General features: G+C 75.1%; 1 pseudogene. It reads right to left on the minus strand.

The features are described 5' to 3' along the window. Nucleotides 1-273 (minus strand): annotated as a pseudogene (locus ACLBXO_RS32295) (PhnA-like protein); the annotation flags it as partial.

Consider the following 273-nt stretch of genomic DNA (forward strand, 5'->3'; position numbering starts at 1 on the left):
TGGCGGCGTAGAACGCCCCCTGGGTCGCCGCCGACTTCGCGGTCACCGCCGCCGCCTCGGCCTTCTGCTTGGCGGTCGCCACGGCCTGCTCGTACTGCTTCTGGTAGTCGTCGATCTGCGCCTTGGCTTGGTCCGGCGCGATGCCTTGCGCCTTGGCCAGGGCGTCGGCCGCCCGGGTCTTGGCCTGCTCCTTCTGGGCCGGGTCGCCGGTCAGGACGGCCTTCACCGCCGCCACCGCCGCGTCCCGGGCCGCCTGCGGGTCCTGCCCGGCGG

This window comes from Methylobacterium sp. C33D (assembly GCF_053345825.1).